General features: G+C 62.4%; 22 protein-coding genes. 15 read left to right on the top strand and 7 right to left on the bottom strand.

The annotated features are described in order from the left end of the window. Nucleotides 1–23 precede the first annotated feature (23 nt). The 11 genes from AC1TQG_RS11685 (at nt 24) to AC1TQG_RS11735 (ending at nt 11,003) form a co-directional block, all read left to right on the top strand. Nucleotides 24–455 carry a cupin domain-containing protein gene (locus AC1TQG_RS11685; RefSeq protein ID WP_482137066.1) on the top strand — a complete coding sequence of 144 codons (432 nt, stop codon included), beginning with the start codon at nt 24–26 and terminating at the stop codon, nt 453–455. After that, on the top strand, nt 452–1,681 hold the full coding sequence (locus tag AC1TQG_RS11690) for a CaiB/BaiF CoA transferase family protein (protein WP_482137067.1): 1,230 nt from the start codon (nt 452–454) through the stop codon (nt 1,679–1,681). Before AC1TQG_RS11685 ends, AC1TQG_RS11690 begins: the two co-directional genes overlap by 4 nt. Then, entirely contained in the window at nt 1,678–2,100 is a 423-nt protein-coding gene (locus AC1TQG_RS11695; protein ID WP_482137068.1) for a Zn-ribbon domain-containing OB-fold protein, read from the top strand. The genes AC1TQG_RS11690 and AC1TQG_RS11695 overlap by 4 nt, the downstream gene beginning before the upstream one ends. Continuing rightward, nucleotides 2,093–3,295, top strand: a complete 1,203-nt coding sequence (locus tag AC1TQG_RS11700) for a thiolase family protein (RefSeq protein WP_482137069.1) — start codon at nt 2,093–2,095, stop codon at nt 3,293–3,295. The genes AC1TQG_RS11695 and AC1TQG_RS11700 overlap by 8 nt, the downstream gene beginning before the upstream one ends. A gap of 82 nt (nt 3,296–3,377) precedes the next feature. Next, entirely contained in the window at nt 3,378–4,847 is a 1,470-nt protein-coding gene (locus AC1TQG_RS11705; RefSeq protein WP_482137070.1) for an aldehyde dehydrogenase family protein, read from the top strand. Then, nucleotides 4,844–6,067, top strand: coding sequence for an amidohydrolase family protein (locus AC1TQG_RS11710; protein ID WP_482137071.1), 1,224 nt, complete (start codon nt 4,844–4,846; stop codon nt 6,065–6,067). The genes AC1TQG_RS11705 and AC1TQG_RS11710 overlap by 4 nt, the downstream gene beginning before the upstream one ends. Beyond that, nucleotides 6,060–6,842, top strand: coding sequence for an SDR family NAD(P)-dependent oxidoreductase (locus AC1TQG_RS11715; protein ID WP_482137072.1), 783 nt, complete (start codon nt 6,060–6,062; stop codon nt 6,840–6,842). The genes AC1TQG_RS11710 and AC1TQG_RS11715 overlap by 8 nt, the downstream gene beginning before the upstream one ends. Then, complete coding sequence (locus AC1TQG_RS11720) at nt 6,839–8,092, top strand: cytochrome P450 (protein ID WP_482137073.1); 1,254 nt, start codon at nt 6,839–6,841, stop codon at nt 8,090–8,092. Before AC1TQG_RS11715 ends, AC1TQG_RS11720 begins: the two co-directional genes overlap by 4 nt. Nucleotides 8,093–8,099: 7 nt before the next feature. Further along, on the top strand, nt 8,100–8,540 hold the full coding sequence (locus AC1TQG_RS11725; RefSeq protein WP_482137074.1) for a nitroreductase family deazaflavin-dependent oxidoreductase: 441 nt from the start codon (nt 8,100–8,102) through the stop codon (nt 8,538–8,540). A 20-nt stretch (nt 8,541–8,560) separates the two neighbouring features. Further along, complete coding sequence (locus tag AC1TQG_RS11730) at nt 8,561–9,205, top strand: TetR/AcrR family transcriptional regulator (protein ID WP_482137075.1); 645 nt, start codon at nt 8,561–8,563, stop codon at nt 9,203–9,205. A 226-nt stretch (nt 9,206–9,431) separates the two neighbouring features. Then, complete coding sequence (locus AC1TQG_RS11735) at nt 9,432–11,003, top strand: ABC transporter substrate-binding protein (protein ID WP_482137076.1); 1,572 nt, start codon at nt 9,432–9,434, stop codon at nt 11,001–11,003. 51 nt (nt 11,004–11,054) lie between these two features. Here the strand turns inward: AC1TQG_RS11735 and AC1TQG_RS11740 are convergent, their stop codons facing one another. The 6 genes from AC1TQG_RS11740 to AC1TQG_RS11765 all read right to left on the bottom strand — a co-directional run bounded on the left by AC1TQG_RS11740 (nt 11,055) and on the right by AC1TQG_RS11765 (nt 18,172). After that, nucleotides 11,055–12,086, bottom strand: a complete 1,032-nt coding sequence (locus tag AC1TQG_RS11740) for an ABC transporter ATP-binding protein (RefSeq protein WP_482137077.1) — start codon at nt 12,084–12,086, stop codon at nt 11,055–11,057. Nucleotides 12,087–12,090: 4 nt separating this feature from the next. Further along, nucleotides 12,091–13,140 carry an ABC transporter ATP-binding protein gene (locus tag AC1TQG_RS11745; RefSeq protein WP_482137078.1) on the bottom strand — a complete coding sequence of 350 codons (1,050 nt, stop codon included), beginning with the start codon at nt 13,138–13,140 and terminating at the stop codon, nt 12,091–12,093. 28 nt (nt 13,141–13,168) lie between these two features. After that, entirely contained in the window at nt 13,169–14,752 is a 1,584-nt protein-coding gene (locus AC1TQG_RS11750; protein ID WP_482137079.1) for an ABC transporter substrate-binding protein, read from the bottom strand. 60 nt (nt 14,753–14,812) lie between these two features. After that, nucleotides 14,813–15,724: an ABC transporter permease gene (locus tag AC1TQG_RS11755; protein ID WP_482137080.1), complete on the bottom strand. Its 912-nt coding sequence runs from the start codon at nt 15,722–15,724 to the stop codon at nt 14,813–14,815. Continuing rightward, nucleotides 15,721–16,677 carry an ABC transporter permease gene (locus AC1TQG_RS11760; RefSeq protein ID WP_482137081.1) on the bottom strand — a complete coding sequence of 319 codons (957 nt, stop codon included), beginning with the start codon at nt 16,675–16,677 and terminating at the stop codon, nt 15,721–15,723. The genes AC1TQG_RS11755 and AC1TQG_RS11760 overlap by 4 nt, the downstream gene beginning before the upstream one ends. A 475-nt stretch (nt 16,678–17,152) precedes the next feature. Further along, the gene (locus AC1TQG_RS11765) at nt 17,153–18,172 is read right to left on the bottom strand and encodes a 2Fe-2S iron-sulfur cluster-binding protein (RefSeq protein ID WP_482137082.1); all 1,020 of its coding nucleotides are present in this window, start codon (nt 18,170–18,172) and stop codon (nt 17,153–17,155) included. 161 nt (nt 18,173–18,333) lie between these two features. On the opposite strand from AC1TQG_RS11765, the gene AC1TQG_RS11770 reads away from it, so the two are divergent. From AC1TQG_RS11770 to AC1TQG_RS11785, 4 genes are read left to right on the top strand one after another with little or no spacing between them, the layout of a single operon-like run. Beyond that, a complete protein-coding gene (locus AC1TQG_RS11770) occupies nt 18,334–19,761 on the top strand; it encodes a class I adenylate-forming enzyme family protein (RefSeq protein ID WP_482137083.1) in 1,428 nt (475 codons plus the stop codon). Further along, nucleotides 19,739–20,644, top strand: coding sequence for an acyl-CoA dehydrogenase family protein (locus AC1TQG_RS11775; protein ID WP_482137084.1), 906 nt, complete (start codon nt 19,739–19,741; stop codon nt 20,642–20,644). Before AC1TQG_RS11770 ends, AC1TQG_RS11775 begins: the two co-directional genes overlap by 23 nt. After that, nucleotides 20,631–21,719, top strand: a complete 1,089-nt coding sequence (locus AC1TQG_RS11780) for an acyl-CoA dehydrogenase family protein (RefSeq protein ID WP_482137085.1) — start codon at nt 20,631–20,633, stop codon at nt 21,717–21,719. Before AC1TQG_RS11775 ends, AC1TQG_RS11780 begins: the two co-directional genes overlap by 14 nt. 2 nt (nt 21,720–21,721) lie before the next feature. Then, on the top strand, nt 21,722–22,486 hold the full coding sequence (locus AC1TQG_RS11785; RefSeq protein WP_482137335.1) for an enoyl-CoA hydratase/isomerase family protein: 765 nt from the start codon (nt 21,722–21,724) through the stop codon (nt 22,484–22,486). A gap of 106 nt (nt 22,487–22,592) precedes the next feature. Here AC1TQG_RS11785 and AC1TQG_RS11790 read toward each other — a convergent pair whose 3' ends face one another. Then, on the bottom strand, nt 22,593–23,486 hold the full coding sequence (locus tag AC1TQG_RS11790; protein WP_482137086.1) for a TIGR03619 family F420-dependent LLM class oxidoreductase: 894 nt from the start codon (nt 23,484–23,486) through the stop codon (nt 22,593–22,595). Nucleotides 23,487–23,530: the final 44 nt, after the last annotated feature.

Below are 23,530 nucleotides of genomic sequence, written 5' to 3' on the forward strand. Positions count from 1 at the left end.
ATTTCGACCGGAATGGAGTGACTGTGCCACACGCGAAGCCTGATGAACTGCCCAATGCCGGAGGTGGCCGCTGGCCGGCGGCCAAAGATCATTTCTATTCAGTTCAATGGGGGGATCTCGAGGTCGGCTACACCGCCACCGAGGGCGCACGCGACTGCACGGACCTGTACCGCGCGGCGGGTCTGCCCGGAGGTGTGTGTATGTGCCCCCACTACGGATTTGTGCTCGAAGGGGCGGTCACCGCGACCTATCCGAACACCGACTGGCCCGATGAGACGGCTGGTCCGGGTGAGGTCTACTTCTTTCCCGCCGGACATGTTCTCAAGTATTCCGAGGCGACAAAGCACCTCGAGTTCAACCCCGCATACGCCCTGCAGCAGCTCATGGATGCGATACAGCGCATTTCGGCCGTTGACCTCAGAGTTGCCCCGGCCGAGACGGAGGGTGGCCGATGACCGTCGACGAAACCACAGGGCATGGTGCGTTCGAGGGGATCCGGGTCGTAGAACTGGCGCAATGGGTGTTCGTCCCCGTCGCCGGTGCCTTGCTGGCCGACGGTGGTGCCGAGGTGGTCCGGGTGGAGCGATTGGATGGCGATCCTTATCGGGGCCTGGCCACGCAGGGGATCGGGAGCGAACGAGGTGGTGTGAATCTGTCGATGGCACTTGCCAATCGAGGTAAGCGATCGATTGCGCTCGATCTGCATCGCGATGAGGGACTGAAGGTTCTGCACGAACTGCTCGCCACGGCAGACGTCTTTCTGACAAGTCTTCGACCGGGTGCCCTGTCACGCCTCGGGCTCGATGCCGAGACTCTGCGCAGTCGGTACCCCGGGTTGATCTATGCGCGTGGCCACGGCTTCGGTGTGCGTGGACCGGACGCAGATCAACCCGGCTATGACAGTTCGGCATTCTGGGCCCGCGGCGGGGTCGGGCACACCCTCACACCCACCGAACGCGACTATCCCATCAGCCAGCGAGGTGCGATGGGTGATCGAAATGGTGCCATGGCACTGGCTTTCGGCATTGCATCGGCGATCGTGGAGCGCAGCCGGACCGGTACCGGTTCGGTGGTCGACGTCTCCTTGCTCGCGACCGCGATGTGGATGCTGTCCTCAGATTTGTTGGCGGCACTCAACGGCGGTGATGTTCAGGCTGTGAGTGGTCGTGGGCCACAGGTGAATCCGTTGACCGGGACATACCGGACCAAGGACATGCGCCACGTCCAGCTGATGTTTCTCCAGGGCGATCGCTATTGGCCGGGTTTTGCCCGGCTCATCGGCCGGGGCGACCTCGTCGATGACCCACGATTTGCAGACATGGCGGCGCGGCGCGCCAACAGTGCCGCCTGCATCGCCGAACTGGACGAGGTGTTCGCCATGCACACACTCGACGAATGGAAAGGCATTCTGGCGGACCTGGACGCGCCGTGGGCGCCCGTGCAATCAGTGCAAGATGTCATCGACGATCCACAGGTCATCGCCAATGACTATGTCGGAGAGGTGAAACTCGACGACGGACAGGTCTATCGCCTGCCTGCCGTGCCGATCCAGTTCAACGAGCAGGCTCCGCAACTGCGGCGAGCACCCGAGCACGGCGAACACACCGAGATGGTACTGCTCGAACTCGGGTATGACTGGAGTCAGATCAGTGGTCTGAGCGGCGCAGGCGTCATACCGTGAAAACCGAGCGCCCGCTGCCGATCCCGGATGCATCGTCGGCGCCGTACTGGGCTGCGGCGGCCGAACACCGTCTCGTCATGGCGCGGTGTCGAGCGTGCCAGATGTTCGCGCTACCGCCGGACAGTGTGTGTCCGCATTGCGGCTCAACAGAACCGGACTTCGAGTTCACCGAGGTCAGTGGAGCCGCAACCATCCGATCGTGGACGGTGGCGCGGCAGTCGTTCCTGGCGGGGTTCGCCGATCTGCTCCCGATGGTGCTCGTCGACGTCGAACTCATCGAGCAATCCGAGCTACGGATGATCGGCCGACTACTCGACGGCGTCACGGATCGGCTCCGGGTGGGCACGGCTGTTGTCGTCGGGTTCGAGGATTTGGCGCCCGGCATCTCCGTCCCGGCGTTCGTGCTCGCCGATGACTGACGACCTGCAGGCGCGCAACAAGATTGCGATAGCCGGCTATGCGCACAGCGCCATTGTGCGACATGCCGACCGGCCACTCGGAGCGGTTGCCGTCGACACTGCGCGCGCCGCAATCGCCGATGCCGGTCTGAGAGTGGACCAGGTTGACGGCTTTGTCAGCGCCAGTCTGCTACCGAATTCGGGTGGGCGAGGGCCGGAAGATGGTGTCAGCGTTGTCTCGTCGGCATGGCTGGCCCAACGCCTCGGCGTCGAACCGCACTACGTCGCAGGCTTTGACGGGATCGGTCAGCTGACCGGCTCGATGGCCATCGCGGTCAATGCTCTGATCAGTGGTGCTGCCGAGTACGTACTCGTTCACCGTGCGTTGCACAATCCAACGGGGGTCTATCACGGCAACCCGATGCAGGAGGTCCGCGGTATCCAGCAGTGGACGGCGCCGCAGGGATTCTTCGGGCCGCTTGCCATGATCGCGCTGCCGTACAACGAATATCTGCAGCGGTATGGTGCCGACGCGGAGTCGATGGCGGCCGTGGTGACCGAGGCGCGGAAGAACGGCGCGAGAATTCCCTGGTCCCACTGGTATCACCGGCCGTTGAGCAAGGACGAATATCTTTCGGCGCCAGAGCTGTTCGATCCGGTACGTCGCTTCGACTGTGACATTCCGGTCGACGGTGTCGCCGCATTCGTGCTGACCTCCGCCGACCGGGCGCGCGATCTTCCCAATCGGCCGGTCTACATCACCGGCTGGTCCGGTGGAACTCCGCGCAGGCGGCGTCTACCGTCGCATTGGCCGCTGGACGACATCCTCGACGGCGGCGCTGCGATGGTCGGTCGATTGCGGGAGAAGATCGGTATCCCGATTGCCGAAATAGATCTGCCGCAGGTGTACGACGGCTTTTCCCCATTCGTCTGGTTCTGGCTCGAAGTGCTCGGATTGTGTCCACCGGGACAAGCCCATCGATTTGTCGAGTCCGGGGGAATCGACAGCGACAATCCCGGAGCGATCCCGGCGTTGTCAGGAGGCGGCGCGTTGGGAAACGGTCGGATGCACGGTATTCCGCAAATGCTCGAGTGTTATCTGCAACTTGCCGGCCGAGCAGGCGACCGGCAGCGCGAACGGGTCACAACTGCCCTCGCCTGCCACTCCTCACCGCATTTTGGTGGGGCGATTGCATATTCGAATCACCGATTCTGAGGTTGTCGGAGGCATTCTCGGAATTCAACTCTTGTGGAGGCGAGAACTATGTTCTACTGCTACCAGCGAATAAGGAGTCAATTTGAGTATTGTTTCTGAACAGCGAACCTATATCGCCGGCCATTGGGTCACGGGTGATGAGGCGCTGGCCGTGCAGAATCCGGCAGATGAGAGTCACGTCGCCGACGTCACCATCACACCCATCGGGCAAGTTGAACGTGCGATCGCGCAGGCGCGACGCGCCTTTGACGAGGGGACGTGGGCGCACCGCACATCTGACGACAGGGCCGACGTCCTGCACGCCTTCATCGATCACATCGAGGCGAACCGAGAAACGCTCGTCGACACCCTGGTTGCCGAGGCCGGACAACCCACCCGCTTCGCGGATGAAACCCAGTGTCGCGCAGGGGTTGCCATGGCAAGGCAGACCATCGACCTCTATCGGTCGATGTCGCATGAAGAGGCGAGTCCGGTCCCGGTGGACGACCTCGTCCGTGGCCGGGTCGCCCTCAGCGTTCGGCGGCACGAGCCGGTCGGGGTGGTCGCCGCCATCACGCCGTACAACGCGGCACTCATCATGGGCCTGCAGAAGCTGATCCCAGCACTGATGGCAGGCAATTCGGTGATTCTCCGACCGAGCCCGTTGACTCCGATCTCGTCACTCATCTTCGGCCTGGCCGCAGATGCCGCGGAGTTGCCGCCTGGTGTCTTGAGTGTGGTGGTGGAGGAGGGGACCGCCGGCGCGCAATTGATGACCAGTCATCCTGCGGTCGACATGGTTTCGTTCACCGGGTCGACTGTGGCCGGCCGCAACATCATCGCGCAGGCGGCGCCGACGGTGAAGCGCCTTTCCCTCGAACTCGGAGGCAAATCGGCTCAGATCTACCTGCCCGACGCGATCGGTCGCACCGGTATCGGCGCGATGGCGGTGGTCGCCCGAACGGCCGGCCAGGCGTGTGTGGCGGCGACGAGGATGTTGGTTCCGGCCGAACACAAGGAGGAGGTTCTCGAAAAGGTATCGGCAGCATACGGATCCATCGCTGTCGGCGATCCAACTGATCCGAGGATGCTGATGGGGCCGGTGATCAGCGCGGCGCAGCGGGAAAAGTGCGAGCGTTTTGTCGCATTGGCCGAAGAGCAGGGGGCCAAGGTGCGATTCGGCGGCCGCAGGCCGGCAGGCCTGGACACCGGATATTACTTCGAACCGACCGTGCTCGACTTGCCGAGCAATGCCAATCCTGCTGCCCAAGAGGAGATTTTCGGACCTGTCATCGGCATCCTCGGCTACCGCGACATCGACGAGGCCGTGCAGATGGCGAATGACAGCGTGTACGGACTCTCCGCACAGGTATACGGCGGTGACACCAGTGCCGCCGTCGGTATCGCACGAAGACTGCGCGCAGGCGCCGTGAACGTCAACACCACCGTCTTCAGCGCCTACGCGCCCAGCGGCGGCTACAAGCAGAGTGGTCTGGGCCGAGAACGCGGTCCAGACGGGATCAGAGAGTTTCAGGAAGTCAAACATATGTCGATTGGAGAGCTGGCCAAATGAACACAACCAACGGAACCGGTGGTAGCTACAATCTGGATTGGCTTGTCTCGGTGGATGATCACATCCTCGAGCCACCGAACCTCTGGCTGGACCGGGTTGCGAAGAAAGACCGTGACCGAGCGCCTCGCCTGATCAAGGACGACAACGGTATCGACGTCTGGCTGTACGACGGCAAGCGGATGCCGAGTAGCGGCCTCAGTGCCGTGGCCGGCAAGACCAAAGAAGAGTTCAGCCCGGAACCCCTCAACTATGACGAGATGCGTCCGGGCTGCTACGACCCCCTTGCCCGCGTGGAGGACATGAACCGCGCAGGCATCCTGGCATCGCTGTCATTCCCGACCGTCACCCGATTCTGTGGCCAACTCTTCTATGAGGCCGGTGACCGGGACTTCGGATTCACCTGTCTGCAGGCCTACAACGACTGGCACCTCGAAGAGTGGGCAGGCGCGGCACCGGGACGTTTCATCCCGCTGATCCTCATCCCGCTGTGGGATCCGCAGCTGGCCGCCAAGGAGATGGAGCGCTGTGCCGCGAAGGGTGCGACCTCGTTCGCATTCTCCGAGAACCCAGAACCTCTTGGGCTGCCTACGATTCACGACAAGGATCGTTACTGGGAGCCGGTCATGGCCGCCGCCAACGATCTGGAGATGGTGGTGTCGATGCACGTCGGTTCGTCGTCGACGGTGCCGCAGATCTCGAAAGATTCGCCGTTCATGGCCAACCTGGCCTGGGGTGCCACCCGGACCTCCGGTGCCATGCTCACCTGGCTCTTCAGCAGCTTCCTGCAGCGCTACCCGAATCTCAAGATCTCGCTGTCCGAGGGCGAGATCGGTTGGATGCCGTACTTCCTCGAGCGTGCGGAGCAGGTGCTGGACAAGCAGCGGTACTGGGTGCAGCGTGGCGCCACGTGGGGCGGACACGCGGGCACCGACGTCGATCTCAATGAGCTCGATATTCGAGAGACCTTCCGCAAGCACATCTTCGGCTGCTTCATCGACGATGTCCACGGTTTGGCGAGCCTCGATGAGATCGGCGAGGACAACGTCATGTGCGAGACCGACTACCCGCATTCTGACTCGACGTGGCCGAACTGCATCACGGTGGTGAAGGATCGGATTTCGCATTTCACCCCTGAATTGCAATACAAGATCCTGCGGGGCAATGCCGAGCGGCTGTACCGTTTCACCCCGGCAGAGCCTCCGGTGCTGACCAATGTCTGACTTTCGCGGTAAGGCCGCAATAGTCGCCGGCGCCGGATCCGGTGTGGGACGGGCCATCGCGCTGCGTTTGGCCGAAGAAGGCGCGAAAGTGGTTGCGGCAGATATCGGTCTCGATCAGGCCAAGGAGACCGTGCGGATGATCGAGGCCGCCGACGGCACCGCAGTCGCCGTCGATGTCGACGTCTCGGTGGAGCAGCAGGTGGAGGCCATGGTTGCCGCCGCTGTTGAGCACTTCGGGAGCCTGGACATCCTGGTCAACAATGTCGGGATCCCGACCCCCAGACTCGGGGCGCTTCTCGAAGATCACACCGTCGAGGATTTCGGCCGACTTGTCGGTGTGAACCTCGGCGGCGTGTTCTTCGGGTGCAAGCATGCGGTGTTGCAATTCAAAAAGCAGGGCGACGGCGGGGTCATCGTCAACACCGGTTCGGTGGCCGGCCTGGTCGCCTGCGGTGGCTCGGTGTACGGCGCGACCAAGGCGGGGGTGCTCTCGCTGACCCGCTCGGTGGCGATCGAGGGTGCACCCCATGGGATCCGGGCGAACGCGATATGTCCGTCGGCGATGCCGTTGACCGGGTTCATGGCCGCAGGCGGGCTGGACCCGGCCGCAACGGCCACTCCCGAAATGGCCGAACGGTTTGGTGCGCAACATCCTTTGGGTCGCTTCATCACGGCTGAGGATTGTGCCGAGGCGACCGTATACCTGGCTTCGGACCGGGCCCGCAACATCACCGGCGTGTCGTTGCCCATCGACGGCGGGTTGGTTGCCCGATGACCACCGCTATCCCGGACCGGGAGAAATTGCGAGAACTCTTCGACCTGCGCAGCTCGTACAACGCGCTGACCGGCGGGTTGTACGACGGCGATCCGTACCCGGCCTGGCATCGCCTGCGGGAGGAAGGCCCGGTTCATCCCGGGACCGTCCACGAACTCACCGGGCTCACCGAGAACCTGTACTTCCAGGGGCTTCCGTTCCCCGATCGCCCGCACTTCTCGGCGTTCAGCTACGACGCGTGTTTCGAAGCCTTCCGGGATCCGGAGTTGTTCGCCTCGTCGCCTGAGCCGGTTGATCCGCGCTCAGGCGGCTTCGGGACAAGCACCAGCATGATCTCGATGGGTGGTGCACAGCACAAGCGCTACCGCGGGTTGGTTCAGCCGTCCTTCCTGCCCAACAATGTCAGGTGGTGGGTCGAGAACTGGATCGAAGAATGCGTCAAGGATCTGATCGACGGGTTCATCGGGCAGGGACATGCCGAACTGAATGTCGACTTCTGCGCTGCGATCCCCGTGCTGACGATCACCGGCAGCTTCGGTGTCCCGGTGGAGCAGGCCTTGGAGATCCGTGCCTGCCTGAACACGAACCAGCAACGGGTGGTGGACATCCTCGAACCCATCGTGGCGGCGCGACGTGAGAATCCGACTGATGATCTGATCAGTGTGCTGGCCGCGGCCGAGCTGACCGATGAAAACGGTGTGACCCAACGGCTTTCCGACAACGAGATCTACTCGTTTTCGTTGCTCTTGTTGACTGCGGGATCGGGTACGACGTGGAAGCAGATGGGATTGACCCTCACCGCGCTCCTGGAGCGCCCCGAAGTTCTCGAACAGGTGCGAGGCGACCGGAAGCTCCTGAAAACCGCCATCGACGAGACGTTGCGGTGGATCCCGACCGACCCGATGTTCTCTCGTTTTGTCACCGAGGATGTCGAGTTCTTCGGTGTCGACATCCCGAAAGGTGCTGTCTTGCATCTATGTGTGGGTGCCGCCAACCGCGACCCGGCCCGGTGGGATGACCCGGACAGCTACGACATCACCCGGCCGTCACGTCCGACGTTGGCATTCGGGCAGGGGTCACACATGTGCCTGGGTATGCATGTGGCGCGCGCCGAGATGACCGTGGGCATCAATGCGCTGCTCGACCGGCTCCCGAATTTGAGGCTCGACCCGAACGCCGAGCAACCCAGATACATCGGGATGTACGAGCGCGGCGCGACGGCGATACCTGTCCTGTTCGACGCACGGTGAGGTGACCATGTCCACATCTGGATCTGACTACTCGGCACCGGACCTGAGCCTTCGGGGCGAAGAACACGTCCGCGTGTATCGAGAAACCGGTGGGGAGGCCGGCTATCTCTGGAATGGGGTTCCGACACTTCTGCTCACCGTCACCGGCCGGAAATCCGGCCGCGATCTGACATCGGCTCTCATATTCGCTCGTGATGGTGATGACCTGCTGGTCGTGGCATCGAAGGGGGGAGCACCACTGGCCCCTCAGTGGTACCTGAATCTGAGCGTCAACCCGCAGGTTCGGCTCCAGGTCAAAGCGACCAGGATGGCGGCAATTGCCCGCACCGCGACCGAGGCCGAGAAGCCCCGGCTGTGGAAGGTCTTGACCGATCTGTGGCCCAATTACGACGTGTACCAATCCCGAACCGACCGGAGTATTCCTGTCGTGGTGCTGACACCCGGGTGAGGCCCACTAGTATTCCGGATATGTCATGGGCTGAGGAGCGCGCCGTCGAACGTTCTGCGGCGGTTCAACGGTCGCGGACGCGTATCGCGGAACAGGTGCGCCTGATGCTCGATGCCGCGGGCAGGCTCATCGAGGTCAAGGGCGATGCTTTCACCACCCAGGAGTTGGTCAAGGAAGCCGGGGTCGCACTCCAGACCTTCTACCGGTACTTCTCGAGCAAAGACGAGCTGCTTCTCGCAGTGATCAGCGACGCGATGACAGAGGCGTGCACTCGGTGGGAACGCGGTGCGAGCGGGATTCCCGATCCTCTCGATCGGGTGCGCTACTTCATCACATCGATCCTGGGTGGCGCCGACCAGGGGCCGCGGCGTGACGCGCTCGCCCAGTTCATGGTCGTCACACATTGGCGACTACACCGGGTCTTCCCGGACGAACTGGCAGCTGCCGAGAAGCCCTTGGTCGATCTGCTCTGCAAGGAGATTCAGACCGCTGTTGACGCGGGACAGCTGACGTCTGAAACACCTGAAGTCGACGCCTGGTTCGTGGCGGAATTGGTGCGGTCTGTTTTCCACCACTACGCATTCGCATCAGATGACGCGGGCGACGTGAAGGACCGGCTGTGGGTCTTCTGTCTAAGAGCCCTCGGGGGCAGCACCAGCGCTTGAGACCTCGTCTCGGTGCAATGGCGAAAAGAATTGTACGCCAATCGTTCTCCGGACCCTGGGTCCATTTCTGAATAATCTTTCCGAATCTTTCGATTCTGCCAACGCGCGGCGGAATGCAAACTAGGTTCTAGTCAAACGAAGAACGTAGTTCTATCTAATCCGGATCGTCATTCTGTCTCTGAAGGCCCATCCGGGTGCCCCCTGTATCTCATCTGAGAGGCCGACGATGTTTCGACGAAAACGCTCTTATACCGCAGCGGTCGCTGCGCTGAGTTCGCTCATGCTGGTCCTGACCGCTTGCGGGACGACCTCCGATAACGGTGGGACGTCAACCGATTTCGGTGATCCGGTGGCCGGTGGCGCAGGCCGGGTCATCCAGGTCACCGAACCGCGAACTCTCGATCCGGCCGGTCTCGGCAACGTGTGGGCCACGCAGCCGCTGCTGGGAAACGCCCTGTACGGCACGTTGATGATCAACAAGCCGGACTCGCTCGAGATTGAATACACGATGGCCGAGGACTTCTCGTCTGCCGACGGTGGCAGCACATTGACGCTCAAACTTCGTCCGGGACTGCAGTTTTCAGATGGAACGCCCCTTGATGCAGAGGCGGTCAAGTTCAACTGGGAGCGGATGCGCGACCCTGCCCTCGGTTCCGGTGCGAGCAAGTTCGCTCCACAGATAGCCTCGACCGCGGTCGTCGACCCCACGACGTTGAATGTCACATTGGTCGAACCCAACCAGCACTTCGGCCAGGCCGTGATCAGCAGTGCATTGAACTGGATTGCATCTCCCGCCGCGCTGAGCAAGGGGCGCGAGGCCTTCGACGCGGCCCCGGTCGGTGCCGGCCCCTTCACTCTCACCGAGTGGACGCGACAGGATGAGATTGTCCTGCAGAAGAATCCGACGTATTGGGATGCGCCAAAGCCTTACCTGGAGACGTTGACGATCAAGTCGGTCCCCGACACTGCTCAGCGGTACAACTCTGTCACCACCGGTGGCGTCGACCTCGCCTCGGAGTCCAACTCGGAAAGTCTGGGCAGGGCTGATGCGGCCGGTTTCCCGACCGAACTCGATGAGGTCGGCGGAGGCCAGTACCTTGCGATGAACTTCAGGCGCGCACCCTTCGACGATGTACGGGCTCGTCAGGCTGTTTCGTTGGCCTTGGATCTGGAAGCCCTGAACACGGTTGTCTACAACGGGTCCGGTCAGATACCCGACACCCTGTTCCCGGAATCGTCGCCCTTCTATAGTGACATCGCGCTCAGGGAGACGAACAAGGCGCAGGCGCAGGCGCTCTTCGACGAACTCGAGTCCGAGGGTAAGCCGGTCTCCTTCACGTTCACCGCATACTCGACCACGGAGAGTAAGAAGGCTGCCGAGGGCGTGCAAGCTCAGTTGAGTGCGTACGACAATGTCGATGTCGAAGTCAGGCAGGTGGACTCGACATCGATCCCGATCGTTGTCGGCACCCGCGACTTCGAGATGGTGGTCACATCGGCGAATGTACTCGACCCTGATACCGAGCTGTGGAGCAGCTTTCACTCGAGATCAGCCGGCAACATGACCGGTGTCAGTGATCCTGCGCTCGATGCCGCGCTCGACGCCGGACGGGTCGAAGTGGAAGTGGCCGAGCGCAAGAAGGCCTACGACATCGTCCAAGAGAGATTGGCCGAGCTCAGTCCCGGAGTCTTCTACGTGCGATCGTCGCCGTCGGTGATTCTCGCCAAGAATTTGGCAGGGGTACGGATGTATGGTCTGGGATCGCCTTTGCCAGAGGAGATGTGGCTGGCGAAGTAGCAGATCAGATCGGTTCCACAAGAAAGGGCCCCGCTTTCGCGGGGCCCTTTCTCATGCCTGCGTCTTTGTCGCGGTCTCGGTAGGAGGTCGGCTCGTGTTCAGCACCGTCAGTGGAAAGTGGCAGGCGGCAAACTGGCCGGGCCGCGTCTGCCGGACCTCGGGTTCTTCTGTGACACAGCGGTCTTGCACGTTGGGGCAACGGGTGCGGAACCGGCAGCCCGTCGGTGGCGACAGGGGTGAGGGAACGTCGCCTTCGAGTGCCGGCCCGGCAAAAGCCCGGTCCGGATCGGTCAGGGGTACCGAGTCGAGCAGCGCTCGTGTGTAGGGATGTGTCGGGTTGTCGTATACCGCTGCGGAATCGCCGAACTCGCAGACCTTGCCGAGATACATGACCATCACGTTGTCGCTGACGGTGCGTACCACTCCGAGGTCGTGGGCGATGAAGACAACCGTGAGATTGAACTCGGCCTTGAGTTCCTCGATGAGGTTGAGGATTTGGGCCTGGACGGACACGTCGAGAGCGGATACCGGTTCGTCACAGATCAACAGTCGAGGGTTCAGTGCCAGCGCTCTGGCAATGGCGACACGCTGGGCTTGACCACCCGAGAGGGCACGTGGCAGGACGTCGGAAAAGCGTTCCGGTGGTAGGCCGACCGATTCGAGGACCTTGGTCGATGTCGCAGCACGTTCGGCCTTTGGGACACCTGCCACCGCCATGCCTTCGACAACGATGTCCTTGACCGCACGCCGGGGGTTGAGTGAACTGACCGGATCCTGGAAAATCATCTGCATGTCGCGCCGCAGGCCGCGCATCTGTTTCTCGTCGGCCTTCTCGATCCAGTCGGTGCCGAACCTGATCTGGCCGTCGGTGACCCGGTCGAGGCGCAGGACTGCCCGCCCGGTGGTCGACTTGCCGCAACCGGATTCGCCGACGATTCCGAGCGTTTCGCCGGGCAGGACGTCGAAACTGATCTTCGAGACGGCCTGAACCGTTCCACTCTGGGTGGGGTATTCGACAACGAGGTCTTGAACACTGAGCAGTGCTTCCTCGCCGCGTAGATGTGCGTTTCCGCTGCCGGCCATGTGATTACCTTCCGGAGGACGTGAGTGTCTTGGACGATTCGCGGGTGACCGGGTACAGACACGCAACGTCGTGATCGTCGCCCACGGAGGTCAGTTCGGGGCCCGGGGTGATGCAATTGTCCTGGACTGCGCTGCAGCGCGGTGCAAATCGGCAACCCTCCGGCGGTGACGTCGGGTCGGGTAGGGACCCGGTGATCACATTGAGTGGTGCATGGCGAGGATGGTCGATCGATGGGGTCGCGCCGAGGAGGGCATAGGTATACCGGTGCTGCGGTGCGTCGAATACCTCACGCGTGGACCCTGTTTCGGCCAGTCGTCCGGCATACATCACCGACACGCGGTCGGTGCGGCCTGCGACAACGGCGAGATCGTGGCTGATCAGCATCATGCCCATGTCCCGTTCGACCTGGACGCGACGCAGCAGGTCGAGGATCTGTCGCTGGATGGTGACGTCGAGTGCGGTGGTCGGTTCGTCGGCGATGAGGAGATCTGGTTCGCAGGCCAGAGCGATCGCGATCATCACCCGCTGGCGCATACCACCGGACATTTCGTGCGGGTAGTTCTTCAGTCGCCGCTCAGGATCGGGCACGCCCACTTCTTGGAGAAGTTTCAGTGCCCGATCGTGAGCTTCGCTGCGGCTGACACCGAGGTGCTTTCGCATGCCTTCGGTGAGTTGGCGTTCGACCCGGACGACCGGATTCAGTGATCGCCCCGGGTCTTGGAACACCATGGCAATCTGTTTGCCCCAGATGTCCTTGGTCTCCTTTGTGTTCAGGGCCAACAGATCTCGACCCTGAAAGGTGACCTCACCTGATCGTGCGGAACGGGCGGGCATCAGGCCCATGATGGCGCGGGCCATCACGGACTTACCCGAGCCGGACTCGCCGACGATCCCCAGAGCCTGCCCGGTGTCCAGGGTCAGGGAGACGTCGTCCACGGCGCGGACTGTGCCGCGTGCGGTTCCGATGTATGCCCGAAGATTGTTGACCTCGAGGAGAGGTGCCTTCTTCAGAAGCGTTGTTCCACTGCTCTGGGGATCGTCGTGAGTGTTCATGCTCGGTATGCCCTTTCGCTTCGCTCGGTCAGCTGATCCAGAAGTTCTCGGGCATCGGCGAACCGAGGGTGTAGAGCTCGACGCCCTTGACCTTGGTGCTGTAGACAACCGCCGGAACAGCCTTCGTGTACCAGATGCCCGGAACAATCTCGACAAGACGTTCCTGCACGGTCTTGTAGGCCGCTTTCCGGTCCGCGTCGCTGGTGGCGAGTCGTCCGGCATCAAGCGCAGCGTCGAGCTGGGCGTCGTTGGTGCCGACGAAGTTGCCGGTCGACTTGGAGTGGAACGCGGTCCAGAGCGGGTAGTCCGGATCCTGGATGACCGCCGACGAGATCAGCATCTGGAAATCACGCTGTCCGGCACGTGCCGTGAGGGCGGCGAAGTCGAGGACCTCGACCTTGACATCCAGGTTCTTGAAGGTGCTGAGCTGCGTCTGCAGGCCCTCGGCAAGCGTTTTGCTCTCGGTGGTGGGGTAGGAGAGAAACGTGAACGAGACCGGCTTGCCTTCGGCGGCAAGCTCATCGAGAAGCTTCTGGGCTTCTTCTTTGTTGGTCTCCTGCAGCGAGATGTTCTCGTAGAACGGTGAGCCCTCGGGGAACAGCGTCTGCGGGATCTCGTTCTCGCCGTTGTAGACAACGGTGTTCAGTGCGTCGACATCGGTGGCCAGTGCAATTGCACGGCGAGCACGGAGGTCGTCGAAGGGCGCCTGGCGCTCGTTCATGGCCATGTACTGACCGCCACCGGTCGGTACGATCTCGCTGTTCATGCCTGCCGCGTTGATCTTGTTGATGCTTGCGAGGTTGGTCTCTGAAGCGATATCTGCGGCGCCGGTACTGATGGCGTTGAAACGCTGATTGCTGTCTGCAACTGTCTTGATCGTCAACTTGTCGAGGTATGGCTTGGGCGCGTCGTAGAAATTGGGATTCTTGGTCAGTTCCACCGAATCCTGACGGGTCCAGTTGACCAACGTGAACGGGCCGGCACCGATCGGAGCTTCGTCGAATGCCTGTGTGCCCATTTTCAGTGCTGTCGGCGAGGCGATCCAGTTCATCGCACCGGACAGCAGTGACTGCGCAAAGTGGGGGTTGGGCGCCGCCATGGTGACCTTGAGCGTGGTCGGGTCGACAGCCTCGGTGTTTGCGACCTGAACCGCCTGGCGGATCGAGGTCGAGGCCAGGGTGGGATCCTTGAGGCGATCCCAGTTGAACTTGACCGCCTCGGCGTCAAACGGGGTGCCGTCGGTGAACGTCAGGCCCGGACGCAGCACCAGGTTGAAGGTGGCGCCATTGTCGGTGGTGGAGAAGTCGGTGGCCATCTTGTACTCGACTTCAAAGGTGTTGATGTTGTTGATCATCAACGATCCGTAGAGAGCGTTGCCGAGCGTGGGCTGGTGGGCCCAGGTATTCGACAGTGAGGCCGGATCAAGCGAGCGGGGCTCGCCACTCTGCAGCACAACTGCAGATCCACCGGCTACCGGATCGCCTTCGTCCTTGGCAGAGTTGCTTCCACCGGAGCTGTTGCTACTGCCTCCGCCACAGGCGGCGACAAAAGCAAGTGCGAACAGCGATAGAAGTGCGGCCAGAAGCTTCGGTAAGCGTCTGTGTTGGAACATGATTGACCTCTCATGATGGTGGACCGGGCGGGAATGCCGGGCCGGATTGTCCGACGTGCCTCAGTGCTGCAGGGTCTTGTCGAACTTGGTGCGAAGGTGGTCGCCGAGCTGGTTGAGGCCAAACACGGTGAAGAAGATCGCCAGTGCCGGTACGAAGACGAGGTGCGGCGAGGTGGACAGGGCGTCCTTGCCTTCGCTGATCATGCCGCCCCAACTGGGGGTCGGCGGTGGGATGCCGAGTCCGAGGAAACTCAGCGAGCCTTCGGCGACGATGAGGGCAGCCATGACGATGGGGAGGTAGGACGCCAGAGGAGCCAGCACGTTGGGGAGGATTTCTTTGAACAGGATTCTCGGGTGGGTGGCGCCCATATTGCGCGCCGCGCGAACGAATTCGCGTGACGACCACGACATTGTGTTCGCGCGGGAGAGACGGATGAACGCGGGGATCACCACAAGTGACAATCCGAGTAGCAAAGTCTGGGCACTCGGTTTGAAGATCGAGGCCAGAGCCAGGAGCAGGATCAGAGGCGGGAAGGCGAGCATCGCGTCGGTGAGCAATGAGACGCCCGTGTCGAGTTTGCGTCCGAAGTATCCGCCGACCAGACCGATCAGGGATCCGATGGTGAATCCGATGATGCCGGCGACGGTTCCGACCACCAGTGAGACCCGCGCACCGTAGATGATCCGAGATAGTTCGGATCGTCCGTAGTTGTCGGTGCCGAGCCACAGGTCCACAGACTCGAATGAGGGTCCGAGTCGCGGTGCGCCGACCGGTGTTTCATAGGACGCGATGGGAAGCAGGCCGGCAAATATTGCAGCCAGGACCAAGGCGGCGAGCCAAAAGATCGACAGGTAGACCAGGATCGATCGGGGCTTCCGGACCGTCGGGACGTTCGGCAGTGTCTGCGCGATGGGCACTTCAGGGGAGACCGGGGTCTCGTCATGTGCGGTTTTCGAGATGATGCCGGTCATGCTGTTGCCGTCACCTTTCTGACCCGAGGATCGATGAGCCCGTAGCTGAGGTCGACCAATGTGTTGATTGCGACGTAGACAACGGCGATGAACACGACGATGCCCTGGACCATGATCAGGTCGCGGTTGGTGATCGATACGGCGATGAGCTGTCCGAGTCCCGGTAGGCCGAACAGGGTTTCGACGATCACGGTGCCACCGATCAGTCGACCGAGATTCATGCCGGCCAGCGTGATCAGGGAGAAGGATGACGGCCGGAATGCATGACGGAACATGACGTACGTGCGACCCATGCCCTTCGCCCGGGCAGCGGCGATGTAGTCCTCGTTGAGGGTGGAGATGAGGTCGGTGCGCAGCAACCGGTGGAAGGACGCAATTTCGGTGAGTGCGATGGCGATCACCGGAAGCATCGCGTAACGAAGGTTCTCGACGAGTCCGTCGCTGATATCGGACCAGCCGAGAACCGGAAACACCTGCATTTGGATGGCAAAGAAGTAGATGAGGACCGGGCCGGCGATGAAGGCAGGCACCGAGAGGAACACCGCCGAAAGGGCATTGATCCCGCGGTCGACGGCCGAGCCCGGGCGAGAGGCGGACACGACGCCCATGACGATGGCAACCGCCAGCGCGAGTAGGAGTCCGAGCGCGGCCAGTTCGAGGGTCACCGGAAGCCGTTCCACGATGGCATCGGTCACCGACTGGTTGGTGATGGGCGAGGTTCCGAGATCGCCGGTGACGGCGTTGCCGAGCCAGTCGATGTACTGGCGCCAGGCGGGCTGGTCCAGGCCGAGCTTCTCGTCGAGCGCGGCTACCGCTTCGGGCGTTGCGTTCTCGCCGAGAATGACCTGCGACGCCGATCCGGGCGCGAGACTGAGCAGGCTCACCACTGCGATGGTCACCAGTAGGACCACCGCAATACTTCTCGCGAGGCGCGTAGCGATCGTTTGGAGCATGAATGGTCAACTTTCGTCCTGCGCATAGGCGCTGAAAGGGTCGGCACGCCGCGAATACTCTTGGATATCAACGTGTTCGGAGGCTGTTATTCACGGTGTGAGGTGAATGCTGCTAACTGTGGCTGCGGTAGTGATCGATAACTCATACATAAAGGGACTGTGACGTAGATCCTACTGAGAACCATACCTGCACGGCAAGTTATTGGGCCGTACATTTCCCGCGCCGGCGTCTGCCAGGCGTCCGCATGACGGGTGGAGTCGCAAAGAAATCGCCAAAAGCCTTGAAGTGCAACGTATTATGGTGGGGGTGTTGGTTCGGAACCAGTTCGCCAAATAGGCGGACATTTGTAACCGGTTCTCGTTCCTGCGAACGCAGCCTGGATGCACAAATGGGGCCGACACGCAAGGTGTCAGCCCTATTTGTTCTTCAGTTGTGAAGTGCGCCAGTACCTCGCTGCGCCAGTACCTCGCTGCGTCAGTCCTCGTACCGCACTCTGATCGTCGGGGTATCCGGCACAGCCTGGCATGTCAGTACAAATCCATCGGCGACCTCGTCGTCGTCGAGCGCATTGTTGGCGCGCATGGTCGCGCTACCTTCGAGAACCTCGCCGATGCAGGTGGCGCAGTTACCCGATTCGCACGAGAACGGCGGGGAAAGGCCGGCGCGGCGGGCGCTTTCCAGGATGGTCTCGCCGACCTTGCGCTCGATCTCGACCTTCTTGCGGCCGAGCTGGATGAACGCGGTACCGAGTTCGACCGGGGTGGTGGTCGTCTCGACTTCGAGCTCGGCTTCTGGGACGGTCTGGGCCGCCGCACCGAACTCCTCGGCAATGACCCGGCCGGGTCCGGGCAACGCGGATTTGATGACCGCCATGAAGGGGTCGGGGCCGCACAGGTAGCTGTCGGCATCGGTGTCGTCACCGACGAACTCGAGAACCTTCGCCGCGTCGAGGAATCCGTGCTCGACATCGAAACTGCGCACCACGGACAGGCGATCGGGGTACTGAGCGGCCAGTTCGTCGATGGCGGCGTGGAAGATCGCCGAGGCGGGGTCCCGGTCGGCGCACAGGAGCCGGATGCGGCGATCGGTGGTCTTGAGGGCGCTCTTGGTGAGCGACAGTATCGGCGTGATGCCGCTGCCGCCCGCGAAGCCGAGCAGGGGCGCGGTGGTGTCGCTCAAGCAGAACAGCCCCGCAGCCCGGGTGATCTCGACCTCGTCGCCCTCGCTGATGTTGTCGTGCATCCAATTCGAGACCTTGCCGCCGGGGACCCGCTTGACGGTGGTCATCAGCTCGGCATCGGTCTCCGGCGCGCTGGACATCGAATAGGAACGGAACAGCTCTTCGCCTTCGACATGCACCTTGAAGGTGATGAACTGACCGGCGCGGTACGGGATCGGTGCCTCGTGTGGTGCAAGTACGTATGTGCGGGCGTCAGCAGTCTCCTTGACGATCCTCGTCACGGTTGCGCGCTGAAATAACGGGGGCCTCGCCATGAGCCACCTCCTTCGTGTCGTGTCGATCCTACCGAGATTGATACTTAGATTCTACTAGATGAGAATAGTATTCTCGCCAGTGAGCTAGGATCCTCTCAAGTTGATTCAGTAGAAGGTGGATCGGTGGGTACCTGCCGATCGACGCCGGTTAGGACAAGGACATGAACGGGCCCGCCGCCCTGGCATTCGAGGGGCGCAGCTATACGTTGTCGCAGCTCGAAGCGCTGACGGCTGGTCTGGCCACCACGCTTTCCGAACGCGGTGTAGGCCGGGGCACGCGTGTCGCCTTGATGTCGTCGAACCGCCCGGAGTTCGTGGTCGCGGTCCGCGCGATCTGGCAGGTCGGGGCCGCTGTGGTGCTGATCAGTCCTGCGTACAAGCGCGCGGAGGTCGAGCACGCGCTGGCGGTCACCGGTGCCGCGCAAGCGGTCGGCGACAACGCGGTGCTGGCCGGCCTGATGCCGATGCTGCACCTCGACGAGCGGATCGAACCCGTCGAGTCCGGTGTCGGCGAGGTCACCTGGCCGGAGAAAGATCCGGACGCCGACGCGGTGCTGGTGTTCAGCTCGGGGACCACCGGGATGCCCAAGGCCGTCCGCCACACGCACCGGTCGTTCGGTGTGGCCGTCCGGCACTGGCGTGACGCACTGGAGCTGACCGCCGCTGACCGCCTGCAGATCCTCACCCCGCCATCGCACATCCTGGGCATCCTCAACGTCATCACCGCACTCGATTCCGGTGCCTGGGTGCGGTTGCACCGTCGATTCGACCTGGCGCAGATGCTACGTCACATCGAATCTGATCGGATCACCATCGAGATGGCGGTCGCTCCGATCGCGCTGGCACTTGCCTCGGACCCGGATCTCGAGAAGTACGATCTGTCGTCGCTGCGCTACATCATGTGGGGCGCGACTCCGGTGACACCGGCCATCGCCGAGATCGTGACCAGCCGGACCGGGGTGCGGTGGGTACCGGCGTACGGAGCCAGCGAATTGCCGGTTATCACCTGCAACCCGATCGATGGTGCGCGCCTGGACAGCGTGGGACGCGCTGCTGCCGGCGTAACGCTCCGGGTGATGTCCACTGAGACCGGAGCGCTTCTCGGTCCCGGTGAGGCCGGGGAGATCCAGGCCCGATCGGAGTCGGTGATGTCCGGATACCTTCCGGAGGAAGCCAATTCGGATGCCTTCTGTGATGGCTGGTACCGGACCGGTGACATCGGAACCATCGACGCCGACGGGTGGCTCCGGCTGACCGATCGTTCGAAAGAGATGATCAAGGTCAAGGGTTTTCAGGTTGCACCCGCCGAGATCGAGGCGGTGTTGCACGGCCACCGGGCGGTCAAGGACTGTGCGGTGTTCGGCGTTCCCGACGCGGTCACCGGTGAGGCAATCGTCGCCGCGGTTGCCCTGGCGGATACCGCCGAACCTGTCGAGGCCGCAGAACTCGCCGAACTGGTCGGTGAGCGGCTGGCGAAGTACAAGCGACCCAGCGAGGTCATTTTTGTATCTGATATTCCGCGCCTGCCATCCGGCAAGGTGCTGCGCAGAGTGCTGAAGGAGCGCTATGGACGTTCGTCTGACGAGTGAGCAGCGGCAATTGCGCGATGCTGCTTCGAAATTGGCCGATGATCTGGGACCGTCCGCGGTCTCCGATCTCGACGACGAGAGCCGTATTGCACGGCTGGAGAAAGTGATCGACAGTACCGGGTGGCGTGATCTGCGTTCCGACGGAGCTTCGGCGGTGGAGGTCGCCATCGTCGCCGAGGAGTTCGGTCGCGGGCTGGTCGACGTTCCCTTCCTGGGACCGGTGCTCGCCGATGACGCCCTGCGTCACCTCAGCGAAGGGCCGCATCGGTTCACCGCTGTGGTCGGCGGTGAGGCGATCGACGCGCGCGGCTTCGATCGAGGCGTGGTGCTTGACGAGAACAAGGTCAACACAGTCGATCTCGGCCCAACTCGCGAGGGTGTCGATCTGACCAGGCTCCGTGCCGACGTCGCAGGCGAACCGGCCACGGTCGGTGAGCTGACATCGGAGCAGGCACAGCGGAACCTGGCCTTGGCGCTGGTCGCCACCACCGCAGACCTGGTCGGTTGCTCACGTGGGGCACACGCCACCGCGGTCGACTACGCCAAACTGCGCGAGCAATACGGCGCGACAATCGGTTCGTATCAGGCGGTTGGGCATCTGTTGGCCGAAGGTCTGGCGCTGATCGAGGGCTCGATCAGTGTGCTGCGGCACGCGGCCTGGGCCGTCGACGAACTGCCGACCGACGAAGCACTGCAGGCTGCGCGAATCGCAAAGCTCTACTGTGCGCGCACGGCCCGGACGGTCTGTGAGACCTCGATACAGGTGCATGGCGGCATCGGCAATACGTGGGAGTGCGTGGTGCACCTCTACCTTCGCCGGGCGCTGAGCGCCACCGAACTGTTCCCAGTGAGTCTGGAGGAGATCCAAATTGGACTTTCGTGACACCACCGAAGAAGCTGCGTTCCGCGAGCGGATGCGCGCGTGGCTGCAGGAGCGCAAGGGGACGTTCGCGACCTCGGGTGACGAATACTTTTCGCGCATGGGCGAATGGCACCGGGCGTTGTACGAGGCCGGATTCTTCGGGCTGAGCTGGCCGGAAGAGTATGGCGGACAGGGGCTGCCTGCGGTCTACGACGTCATCCTCGATGAGGAACTGGCGCGCGCGGCCTTCCCCGCCCGGCCGAGCCTGGGTTATCTGGTCTTCGGCCTCGGTCACCACGGCAGCGAAGAGATCCGAAAGCGCTTCGTGCCCGGCATGATCAACGGCACCGAACGCTGGTGCCAGGGGTTCTCGGAGCCCGGTGCCGGTTCGGACCTTGCCTCGCTCACCACCACGGCCACTCTCGACGGTGACGAGTACGTCCTCCACGGCCACAAGATCTGGACCAGCTACTCGGACAACGCCGACTGGTGTTTGCTGCTGGCCCGGACCGACAAGAATGTGCCACGGCACAAAGGCATCTCGGGTTTCATCGTGCCGATGAACCAGCCAGGTATCGAGCAGCGACCGCTGAAGATGATCAGTGGTGTCACCACCGAATTCGGGCAGGTGCTCTTCGACGGTGCCCGTGTTCCGGCGGAGAACATGGTCGGCGCGCCCGGAGACGGCTGGAAGCTGGCGATGACGGTGGTCGGGCACGAGCGCGAACCATCCACCCTGGGTTTCGCAGCGCGATACAGCAAGCTGGTCAACCAGATCGCCAAGAAGTCGGAGGGTAAGCCCTCTGCTGACTTGACCTGGGCCGCAATCGAAACCGAGATGTTGCGACTGCATGTGCGGCGCCGGCTCTCGGAACAGCTCGATGGCGTCCAGCACAGCTCGGAAGGTTCGCTCGACAAGCTGTTGATGACGTGGGTCGAACAGGCCGTGGGGCATGCCGCGCTGGATGTGGTCGGTACAACCGATCCCGAACTGCTCGGCGCGTACCTCTACAGCCGGGCGCAGAGCGTCATGGGCGGCACGTCGCAGATTCAGAAGAACATCATCGCATCGCGAATTCTAGGATTGGGAGTTTGACCATGTACGACATGCCCGACGAGATCGACGTCCAGGCCGACGGGTCTCTGCGCATCATCACGCTGAACCGCCCGGACGCGCTCAACGCAGTGAATCATGATCTGCACGTGGGTCTTGCGCGGTTGTGGCCGCAGCTGAGCGCCGATCGTGGTGCGCGCGCTGCGGTTTTGACCGGAGCAGGCAAGGCGTTCTCGGCCGGCGGCGATTTCGCGTACCTCGCGGAGTTGGCCAAGGACGACGAACTACGTGCGCAGACCATCGCCGACGGCCGTGAGATCGTGCTCGGAATGGCGCGTTGCCGGGTTCCGGTTGTCGCGGCGGTCAATGGTCCCGCAGTGGGACTGGGCTGCAGTCTCACCTCGCTCAGCGACATCGTCTACATCGGCGAGAACGCCTATATGGCTGATCCACACGTGCAGGTGGGATTGGTTGCCGCGGACGGTGGCCCGGTCACTTGGCCGTTGCACACCAGTCTGCTGCTGGCCAAGGAATACGCGCTCACCGGCGCCCGGATCACCGCAGAGCGTGCCCGCGAGATGGGATTGGCGAATCACGTTGTCGCCGATCCTCTCACCGAGGCCTTGGCCTGCGCGAAGCGGATCTCTGAGCAACCGCAACAGGCCGTGGAAGCCACCAAGCGACTACTCAACTTGCACCTCGAGCGGGCAGTGCTTGCGACCCTCGACTTCGCGATGAGCGCTGAGCATCAGTCGTTCACCACCGACGACTTCCAGGCGAACATCGCACGGCTGACCGCCAAGAAGTAGTAGGCGGGTCGCTGCAGTCCCATCCAAACGAGCCACTTGTACGAAGACGAGCCACAAATATGTGGCTCGTCTTCGTGTAGGTGGCTCGTTTGCGGGAGGGGCGGTATCAGGCGAGTTTGGAGATGTACTTCTCGGCGAACGCCTCCAGCGGAGCGCGGTACTGCTCGGCAGGTGCGCGGAGATCATCGTGGTCACCGGAATGCGTGCGTTCCCAATTGGCCCAGGGGTTCACCATGATTGCGGCGATACCGAGGTCTTCGGCCTGTCGGTAGACATCCAGTGAGGGTTCTTCCCGCAGTCCGATGATGATCTCGAACGGCTCGTTCTCACGACCGTATTCGCGACGCAGACCGTTGATCCGGTCGATCCACGGCTTGGCCTCCTCCAACGTGTACGCGGTGCCCACCCACCCGTCGCAGTGCCGAGCGGCGCGGCGCAGGGCCGGGCCGGACTCGCCGCCACACAGAATGGGAACGGGCTCCGGCGGATGAGGTTCGATCATCATTTCAGGGATGTCGTAGTACTCGCCCTTCCATGAGACCCAACCGCCCTTCCACAGCACTCGCAACGCCTCGATCATCTCGTTGAGTCGCGGCCCACGATTGTCGAAATCCTGTCCGAGAAGCTCGAATTCCTGACGATTCCAGCCGGCGGACAGTCCGATCGAGACGCGACCGCCTGCGATTGCGGCGGCGGTGCCGACGACCTTGGCCACATCGATGATGGGACGCGCAGGTGCGATGTACACGTTGTTACCGAAGTGGAGATTGGTGGTGACCGCCGCCATCGCGCCGGTGAGAACCCACGGATCGGGCCACTCTGTCTCCGGGTGCCAGAACGGTTTTCCGTCAGGGGTGGCCGGATAGGGGGTCGTGGGCTCTCGTGGATAGACCAGATGGTCGGAGACGAGCATGCCGTGATAGCCCGATTCGTCCATCATCTTTGCCACGGAGGGCATTTCGATTGTGTTCATGAATGCAGTGCCGCACCAGAATTTCATTCTGATAGGTTATGCGAGGATGATTCCCAATGTCGCACAATCCA

It is taken from the genome of Williamsia sp. Y844 (assembly GCF_056786475.1).

Bases quoted from the DNA above. Each gene is read 5' to 3' on its own strand.
- AC1TQG_RS11690 (WP_482137067.1), top strand. From the start codon at position 452: ATGACCGTCGACGAAACCACAGGGCATGGTGCGTTCGAGGGGATCCGG.
- AC1TQG_RS11700 (WP_482137069.1), top strand. From the start codon at position 2,093: ATGACTGACGACCTGCAGGCGCGCAACAAGATTGCGATAGCCGGCTAT.
- AC1TQG_RS11710 (WP_482137071.1), top strand. From the start codon at position 4,844: ATGAACACAACCAACGGAACCGGTGGTAGCTACAATCTGGATTGGCTT.
- AC1TQG_RS11715 (WP_482137072.1), top strand. From the start codon at position 6,060: ATGTCTGACTTTCGCGGTAAGGCCGCAATAGTCGCCGGCGCCGGATCC.
- AC1TQG_RS11720 (WP_482137073.1), top strand. From the start codon at position 6,839: ATGACCACCGCTATCCCGGACCGGGAGAAATTGCGAGAACTCTTCGAC.
- AC1TQG_RS11725 (WP_482137074.1), top strand. From the start codon at position 8,100: ATGTCCACATCTGGATCTGACTACTCGGCACCGGACCTGAGCCTTCGG.
- AC1TQG_RS11730 (WP_482137075.1), top strand. From the start codon at position 8,561: ATGTCATGGGCTGAGGAGCGCGCCGTCGAACGTTCTGCGGCGGTTCAA.
- AC1TQG_RS11735 (WP_482137076.1), top strand. From the start codon at position 9,432: ATGTTTCGACGAAAACGCTCTTATACCGCAGCGGTCGCTGCGCTGAGT.
- AC1TQG_RS11740 (WP_482137077.1), bottom strand. From the start codon at position 12,086: ATGGCCGGCAGCGGAAACGCACATCTACGCGGCGAGGAAGCACTGCTC.
- AC1TQG_RS11745 (WP_482137078.1), bottom strand. From the start codon at position 13,140: ATGAACACTCACGACGATCCCCAGAGCAGTGGAACAACGCTTCTGAAG.
- AC1TQG_RS11750 (WP_482137079.1), bottom strand. From the start codon at position 14,752: ATGTTCCAACACAGACGCTTACCGAAGCTTCTGGCCGCACTTCTATCG.
- AC1TQG_RS11755 (WP_482137080.1), bottom strand. From the start codon at position 15,724: ATGACCGGCATCATCTCGAAAACCGCACATGACGAGACCCCGGTCTCC.
- AC1TQG_RS11760 (WP_482137081.1), bottom strand. From the start codon at position 16,677: ATGCTCCAAACGATCGCTACGCGCCTCGCGAGAAGTATTGCGGTGGTC.
- AC1TQG_RS11765 (WP_482137082.1), bottom strand. From the start codon at position 18,172: ATGGCGAGGCCCCCGTTATTTCAGCGCGCAACCGTGACGAGGATCGTC.
- AC1TQG_RS11770 (WP_482137083.1), top strand. From the start codon at position 18,334: ATGAACGGGCCCGCCGCCCTGGCATTCGAGGGGCGCAGCTATACGTTG.
- AC1TQG_RS11775 (WP_482137084.1), top strand. From the start codon at position 19,739: ATGGACGTTCGTCTGACGAGTGAGCAGCGGCAATTGCGCGATGCTGCT.
- AC1TQG_RS11785 (WP_482137335.1), top strand. From the start codon at position 21,722: ATGTACGACATGCCCGACGAGATCGACGTCCAGGCCGACGGGTCTCTG.
- AC1TQG_RS11790 (WP_482137086.1), bottom strand. From the start codon at position 23,486: ATGAAATTCTGGTGCGGCACTGCATTCATGAACACAATCGAAATGCCC.